Origin of the sequence: Shewanella sp. 8A (genome assembly GCF_023475945.1) — a bacterium.
GTDB classification, from domain to species: domain Bacteria; phylum Pseudomonadota; class Gammaproteobacteria; order Enterobacterales; family Shewanellaceae; genus Shewanella; species Shewanella xiamenensis.
The window spans coordinates 22,692-30,116 of record NZ_JAMDJP010000045.1 but is presented as its reverse complement, the minus strand read 5'-3'; the positions used below and the strand labels follow the sequence as shown (position 1 = coordinate 30,116).

The 7,425-nt window shown below is 46.5% G+C and carries 6 protein-coding genes; 2 read left to right on the top strand and 4 right to left on the bottom strand.

Annotated elements, in window-relative coordinates; translation table 11 throughout:
• Together M0413_RS21105 and M0413_RS21100 are read left to right on the top strand one after the other, a co-directional pair.
• A partial coding sequence (locus tag M0413_RS21105) for a hypothetical protein (RefSeq protein WP_249555540.1) occupies positions 1 to 348 on the top strand: 348 nt, incomplete at its 5' end.
• A 15-nt stretch (positions 349 to 363) separates the two neighbouring features.
• Complete coding sequence (locus M0413_RS21100; protein ID WP_203433679.1) at positions 364 to 858, top strand: hypothetical protein; 495 nt, start codon at positions 364 to 366, stop codon at positions 856 to 858.
• 801 nt (positions 859 to 1,659) lie between these two features.
• On the opposite strand, the gene phoU is transcribed toward M0413_RS21100, so the two are convergent.
• The 4 genes from phoU to M0413_RS21080 all read right to left on the bottom strand — a co-directional run bounded on the left by phoU (position 1,660) and on the right by M0413_RS21080 (position 7,327).
• Positions 1,660 to 2,370: a phosphate signaling complex protein PhoU gene (phoU, locus tag M0413_RS21095; protein ID WP_037429875.1), complete on the bottom strand. Its 711-nt coding sequence runs from the start codon at positions 2,368 to 2,370 to the stop codon at positions 1,660 to 1,662.
• A 128-nt stretch (positions 2,371 to 2,498) separates the two neighbouring features.
• Positions 2,499 to 3,317: a phosphate ABC transporter ATP-binding protein PstB gene (gene pstB / locus M0413_RS21090; protein WP_037416943.1), complete on the bottom strand. Its 819-nt coding sequence runs from the start codon at positions 3,315 to 3,317 to the stop codon at positions 2,499 to 2,501.
• A gap of 33 nt (positions 3,318 to 3,350) precedes the next feature.
• Positions 3,351 to 5,009: a phosphate ABC transporter permease PstA gene (gene pstA, locus M0413_RS21085; RefSeq protein WP_169546602.1), complete on the bottom strand. Its 1,659-nt coding sequence runs from the start codon at positions 5,007 to 5,009 to the stop codon at positions 3,351 to 3,353.
• A 59-nt stretch (positions 5,010 to 5,068) separates the two neighbouring features.
• On the bottom strand, positions 5,069 to 7,327 hold the full coding sequence (locus tag M0413_RS21080) for an ABC transporter permease subunit (RefSeq protein WP_249555538.1): 2,259 nt from the start codon (positions 7,325 to 7,327) through the stop codon (positions 5,069 to 5,071).
• Positions 7,328 to 7,425 lie beyond the last annotated feature (98 nt).

The window sequence follows — 7,425 nt, the reverse complement described above, 5'->3', positions numbered from 1 at the left end:
GTCCCCGCGATTGTTGATTGTCCCTATTTAAACCATTTTAACTTCGGACAAGTTGTAGGCAAACATAAAGTGCATTATGTTATTGATTTATATTGGGTGGCCGGATTTATTGAAAAAAGATTAGGTGATAAAGGATGGAAGACTATTTCTGGTGGCAGCCTCCCGGAGGAAAAAGTTGGCAACAGATACCCTGACCTTGTAATGAAAAAAGGGGATGATCAAATTGCTGTTCAAGTAGGTCGAGGAACTAGAGGTGGAATTCCCGTTATAAGAGAAAGACGGGCCATGGATGATCTTCGGAAAACGGGAGAGTTTAGTCATGTATTCTTTGTCAGATATGATAACTAATTTAAAGTATTTATTATGATTAATGCGATTGAATGGGTTAGAAAAGGAAAAGGAAAAAGCTTTAAGTTGGCATCCAATAGTGAATGCATTGTTAAGTGGATGTCCAGCAGCTTACTTCCTGAGTTTGGGCCGTACAAGCTGGTTGGAACTTATAACGAGAAAGTTGGTAAGGTTTATGTAGATCGTTGGCATGAAGTGGAAATTGAGAACTACAATGTTTTGAGAGATAAAAACATATGGCAAATATTTATAGTCAGTTCCAAATTAATGCCAAAAATTGATTCTCATCAAGCTTTGGAAGCAGGGGTTGATAGATATTTATCTACAAGTGGCGCTATTCTGGTTCAATTTCGTGAAGCTATGTCTGATGGAAAAGAATTATTCTATATAGGTATAGTAGATTCTATAGTGAATCGAGATTCAGGCGAAATAGTGCAACATGGCGGGTACTTGCAAATATTTAAAAAGTTGAAGAAAGATGCGGGAAAATTTGGTGTGACCTTTGAATAAAAGGGGGCAGATCCGAATTAAACAGCTGGAGAGATAGGACAGGCATAACACTTTTGGTCAATCAGCCCCATTTGCTTGGGGCTTTTTCTTGCCTGGAATTGGGCAATTTGACCAGCAGCCCGGGCAGCGCTTGCCGGTAGAAGTGAGCAGTGTTTGCCAGCAGGGCTGGCAGTTTGTTGCAGTGCCGCCAATTGGCGGCACTGGCGCAATTGATCGCTTCCGCTGTTCACAAGTGATCACTTCTACTGTTTTGGACTGCTCAGTCTGCTGCGAGTTTTGACCAAATGAGTTTTTGGAGATCATTCGCTTAAGTTCATGCTACGAAAGTGGATGGCTTGTTTATCGGGTTTAATACTAACGTTCAATAATTGCCTTACAAATATTAATCCGAAACCAATGAATTAGAGTAAAAAATCTAGCAAGGTTTTGTCCCAAAGCGTGCTGAGTAAGATTATTAAGTCTACAGGCTACGACAATGCTAAACAGGTGAGCCATGGTGATTAGCGAGACGACCGTCCGCCCCACGGACGGGGCGGTCGAGCATCCAAGGAAGGACTTGAACAACATCCTTGTTTAAAGGCCAGTTTGCCATCCATGGCTCTCGTTCATAAGCTTAGAAACCCTAGGTTTCTATTCACCGTGTCGTAGAGCAAATGCCATGGCTCGCCCATCGTCATAACGAACAACCTCGCCAACCTTCTTACCGTCTATTCATGGCCATCAATCAGTTAAACATCTAAACAAAAACGCTCTGCGGATTAGGCAGAGCGTTTGTGGATAACGCCTTGTGATAAAAGGCGTTTAGTTCTTCATATCCTTTTCCATATCTTCGTAGGAAGTATGGCGGACGTCTTTGCCTTTCACATAGTAAATAATGTATTCGCAAATATTTTTACAACGGTCGCCAACACGTTCAACGGCGCGCGCGGCCCAGAGTACGTCTAATACATCGGGGATTGAGCGTGGGTCTTCCATCATATAGGTCATTAATTGGCGGATAATGCCTTCATATTCACGGTCGAGTTTAGCGTCTTCCTTGTGCAGTTCCAATGCAGACTCTGCATCCATACGGGCTAATGCATCTAAAGTGGCGTGGAGCATACGAGTCGCATGGCGGCCCATATTTTCAATACTGACTAATAACGGCTGCTGATTATTCAATCGCTTATCTAATGCTGCCTTGGCAATACGCACACAGGCGTCACCGATACGCTCAAGATCAGCGATGGATTTTGAAATTGCGATGATCATCCGCAAGTCGCTCGCTGCGGGCTGGCGCTTGGCGATAATACGGGTGCATTCTTCGTCAATCGAGACTTCCATCCCGTTGACTTTATGGTCACCTAAGATCACCTTTTGCGCTAATTCGGCATCTAAGGTGCTTAATGCGTCGATGGCTTGCTCTAATTGACGCTCAACCAAACCACCCATAGCGAGTACACGGTTACGAATATCTTCTAGCTCGGCGTTAAATTGCCCAGAGATATGTTTGTTTAAATTCATATTTTCCATTTTGCCAACCTTTTACTCAACTGTATCAACGCCTAGATGGAGTTTGCAATGCTTAACTCTGTTCTAGGCGGTGGCTTATTTCGTTAATCGCTTATCACTCACATCACCTACTGCCAAGGGCAAGGTGATTAACCGTAACGGCCGGTAATGTAATCTTCGGTCTTACGTTTTTTCGGTGTGGTGAAAATAGTGTTGGTATCGGCGTATTCCACCAATTCGCCCATATACATAAAGGCCGTTTGGTCCGATACCCGCGCCGCCTGTTGCATGTTGTGGGTAACGATAACCACTGTGTACTTAGTCTTAAGCTCGGTTATCAGCTCTTCGATGGTTAAGGTTGAAATCGGGTCGAGTGCCGAAGTAGGTTCGTCGAGCAGTAATACTTCTGGCTCGATGGCAATCGCACGGGCAATCACCAAACGTTGCTGCTGACCACCGGATAAGCCAAAGGCGTTATCGTGCAGGCGGTCTTTCACTTCATCCCAAATCGCCGCGCCGCGTAGCGAACGCTCGGCCGCTTCGTCGAGTTCACGGCGGTTGTTAATGCCCTGCAGACGCAGACCATAAACCACGTTTTCGTAAATCGACTTAGGGAATGGGTTAGGACGCTGGAACACCATACCCACGTTGCGGCGCAGGGCGGCAACGTCGATCTTTTTGTCATAAATATTTTGACCGTGCAGCAAAATCTCGCCGTCGATATGGCAGTTGTCCACCAGATCGTTCATGCGGTTAATGCAACGCAATAAGGTGGATTTACCACAACCGCTGGGGCCGATAAACGCCGTGACTTGCTTTTTTGGGATCTTCATCGACACATTGAATAGCGCTTGCTTATTGCCATAGCGCAGGTCTAAGTTGCGGATCTCCAGCGCGGTATCGTTCTGGCTCAAGTTTGCTAAGTCAAAGTTATTGGTTTTCATGGCTGTCGAATCTATAGAAATCATATTCAGTCCTAATACTTTCAGGATAATCGCTGATTAATGCTCAAGCGAACGATATTTTTCACGTAAGTGGTTACGCACACTAATCGCGGTTAAGTTCAGTGCCACAATCACTGTAACCAGCAAGAAGGAGGTGGCGTATACCAGAGGACGTGCTGCTTCAACGTTAGGACTCTGGAAGCCCACATCATAAATATGGAACCCTAAGTGCATGAATTTACGTTCTAAATGCACGAACGGGAAGTTTAAGTCCAGTGGCAATGTCGGCGCTAATTTCACTACACCCACCAGCATTAACGGTGCTACCTCACCCGCAGCACGGGCCACGGCTAAAATCAGACCCGTCATGATCGCAGGGCTTGCCATCGGGATCACAATCCGCCACAGGGTTTCGGCCTTAGTCGCGCCCAGTGCCAAACTACCTTGACGCACCGCGCTAGGAATACGGCTTAAGCCTTCTTCGGTCGATACAATCACCACTGGCAGGGTCAGAATCGCTAATGTCAGCGCTGACCAAATCACCCCTGGCGAACCAAAGGTCGGTGATGGTAATGCTTCGGCGTAAAACAGTTGGTCAATTGAGCCGCCCATCATGTATACGAAGAACCCGAGACCAAACACCCCGTACACAATCGATGGCACACCCGCTAAGTTGATTACCGCAATGCGGATCATCTTAGTAATTGGGCCTTTTTTGGCATATTCGTGCAGGTAAATCGCGGCAATCACCCCAAATGGCGTAACAATAATGGCCATTAAGATCACCATAAATACTGTGCCGAAAATTGCAGGGAATACCCCCCCTTCAGTGTTGGCTTCGCGTGGGTCATCCAGCAGGAAACGGCCAACCCCGACAAACCATTTACCGATTTTTCCCATCAAGCCTAAGTGGTTGACGTAGGTGACATCCAGCACAGTGTCTAATTTAAGTTCCACCTCAACACCGCGCATATCGCGTACAATCACAGCGTCGCGAGCCGCTTCATCACGCAGGGCAAACAGCTGTTTTTCGAGTACTTTATAGTCTTGTTCGAGCGAATGTTTCGCCGCGGCTAACTCCTGCTTGCGACTATCGGTCAGCTCACCATCTAACTCGTAACGGCGCTCTTTTAGACGCAGTTTTTCAATGTTGTAGTTAATCGAGCCAATATCTTGTTTTTGCAGTGATAAGGCTTTGTCAGACAGTGCGACTGCGCGATCAATATGCTCCATTAAGGAGGATTCAAGCGCATCGTTTTTAAGTTCTAAGCGTTTACCGTTTTCAATCACGGCCACTGGGTAACCGTAAAAGTTACCGTTTTTCGTCCGCTCAAGCATTGCGACATCAGCTGGCTCACTACGGCTAATAATGTCAGTCGCTAAAATCCAGCGGAAATCTAGGCCCACAAATTCACGGTTACCGGTCTTGACTAAATAACGGGTCACAAACTCACCGGGTGGCTGTTTAAACACATGGCCTGCGGCGGTTAAGCGCTCGGTCGGCACTTCTTCTCTATCGTAGATTTCACCGATTAAGGTTGACCGTACACCCGAGCTATCTTCAAGTTCCCATTGATAAATCGTTGCAGGCCAAAAAAAGCTTAATCCGCGCCATGCAATCAGCAGTAACAAACCTAATACTGCAATCAAACTGATGCTCACCGCGCCACCTGTCATCCAAATCCATGGCGAGCCTGATTTTACCCACTTACCCATTGCACAAACCTCTCAAGGTCATTGGCGAAATAGTATTTAGTATCATTATCTTATCTCCATTACAGCGAGCTATAGCGGTCACGCAGACGCTGTCTTACCACTTCGGCAATGGTGTTAAAGAAGAAGGTGAATACGAACAGTACAAAGGCTGCGAGGAACAGCACACGATAATGTGAGCTACCAATTGCCGATTCGGGCATTTCTACCGCAATGTTAGCCGCTAATGTCCGCATACCTTCAAACACGCTCCATTCCATAATGGCGGTGTTGCCCGTTGCCATTAGTACGATCATAGTTTCACCCACCGCGCGGCCAAGGCCCATCATCACCGCCGAGAAAATCCCTGGGCTTGCGGTCAGCAGCACAACACGAGTCAGGGTTTGCCAAGGCGTCGCGCCCAGCGCCAAACTGCCGTTAGATAGATGGCGTGGCACAGAGAAAATCGCATCTTCGGCAATCGAGAAAATGGTTGGAATAACCGCAAAGCCCATGGCGATACCCACCACCAGCGCGTTACGTTGGTCGAAGGTGATGCCTAATTCGTTAGTGATAAATTGGCGAGTGTTACCATCAAACAATGCCACTTCAATCATCGGGCTGATGGCAAAGGAGAACCAACCCACAAAGCAGATAACCGGGATCAGCATCAGCTCCTGATAGACTTCGGGTAAACGTTGTTTCCATTTACCAGGTAACTTGCTCCAAGAATAGGCTGAAAGCAAAATCGAGGTCGGCAGCAAGATCAGCAGCACTAAGATGCCCGGCAAGTGTTCTTCAATCAGCGGAGCTAACCAAAGTCCTGCGAGGAAACCTAAGATAACCGTCGGTAAAGCTTCCATGATTTCGATGGTTGGCTTAACAATGCCGCGCACCTTAGGCGACATAAAGTAAGCGGTATAAATCGCGCCAGCAATCGCTAATGGTACAGCAAATAACATGGCGTAAAATGCGGCCTTCATGGTGCCAAAGGCCAATGGCATTAAGCTCAGCTTGGCTTCAAAGTCATCACTGCCCGAGGTAGATTGCCACACAAATTTTGGCTCAGGGTAACCTTCGTACCACACCTTATTCCACAACGCGCTCCAAGATACCTCGGGATGAGCGTTTTCGACGTTGAAAATATTTAGCTTGTTGTTCGCTTCGACGACTAAGCCATTTGAACGTGGGCTAAACCCCATGGCTCCCGGATTTTTAAGGTCAAAGGTTTTATCAAACAGTTCACGCTCACTGGTGGTGTAAAGCAGTGATAGCTCACCTTCGGGGCTCACCACAGCAAAACTTTTACGGTAAAACTCAGAAGCCATAGAGGCAACAGGTGGTAAGCCCGAAAACTCACGAATTTCTTTATATAAACGGCCTTTTGGACCATTTACTTGGAAGTACTGGGTCACCACACCGCTGTCATAACTCACTAAAATCGAGCTAGCACCTGCAAGCAAGGCAATATTATTAACCTTAGACTTGTCCTTTTCGGCATCAATAACTTGAATTAAATCGATATTTTCAATGTCACGAATATTGTAAACAAACACTTTATTGCCCATCTGCAACATCAGTTGGCGTTGATCAGGAGTCATTAATTGGTGTGCGGCTTTTTTAGGTGCATCGGGCAGTAATGCGCTTGTCGTTGTCCACTCTATCTCTTCGGTCATCATGTTTTCTTGACCTTCGAGGCGACTTAAACGCCAAGTACCATTATCATCTTGATAGGCAAAGGTGATTTTATCGCTACTGAAACTAAAGGCTAAATGGTTGATAGCACTACCGGATTCATCAATCGTGATCGGCGTTTCACCTGCGCTATAACGCAGTTTTGGCGTGATAAGACGTTTATTATTGGGATAGCTTAACCCAAACTCAATGCCCACGATTAGGGCTTGGCCGTTACTCAAACCTAGGGCAAAACGTTGCTCACTCGGCGCAGCAATCGCGGCGCTGGTTACGCTCACACCCGCAGGTAATGGCGGGGTAAAACTGGAGAGTAAGCTGCCATCGGCAACAGTGTAGAAATCCACTTGGCCATCAGCGGCTACGCGATACATTACCTCATTTTGCTCATCAGCACCGACCATCAGGGTCGCGACTTCAGCATGTTGATAACTCACGCTTTTTACTGGAATCACATCCGCGCTGTCGAAAATGGGTTTAATCACGTATAACAAATAGAAGAAGATCAACAATAAGGCGACAAACACCATAGTGCCGCCAATCGTGACCCCAATTTGAGCCGCTTTATCCTTAAATGCCCTGCGACTTGAACGTCCGCCTTTCAGCATACTGTGCGGCGCAGAACCAGGTTGAATGACCTGACTTTCCATTAAGAACCTCTATTATTAAAGCCTGTGAGTTTTTTCGCTAGGAATTGCGAAATGCTATGCTTACACTGTTTGAGCATAAACTGAGCAATAACAACACC

Bases quoted from the DNA above. Each gene is read 5' to 3' on its own strand.
- M0413_RS21100 (WP_203433679.1), top strand. From the start codon at position 364: ATGATTAATGCGATTGAATGGGTTAGAAAAGGAAAAGGAAAAAGCTTT.
- phoU (WP_037429875.1), bottom strand. From the start codon at position 2,370: ATGGAAAATATGAATTTAAACAAACATATCTCTGGGCAATTTAACGCC.
- pstB (WP_037416943.1), bottom strand. From the start codon at position 3,317: ATGATTTCTATAGATTCGACAGCCATGAAAACCAATAACTTTGACTTA.
- pstA (WP_169546602.1), bottom strand. From the start codon at position 5,009: ATGGGTAAGTGGGTAAAATCAGGCTCGCCATGGATTTGGATGACAGGT.
- M0413_RS21080 (WP_249555538.1), bottom strand. From the start codon at position 7,327: ATGGAAAGTCAGGTCATTCAACCTGGTTCTGCGCCGCACAGTATGCTG.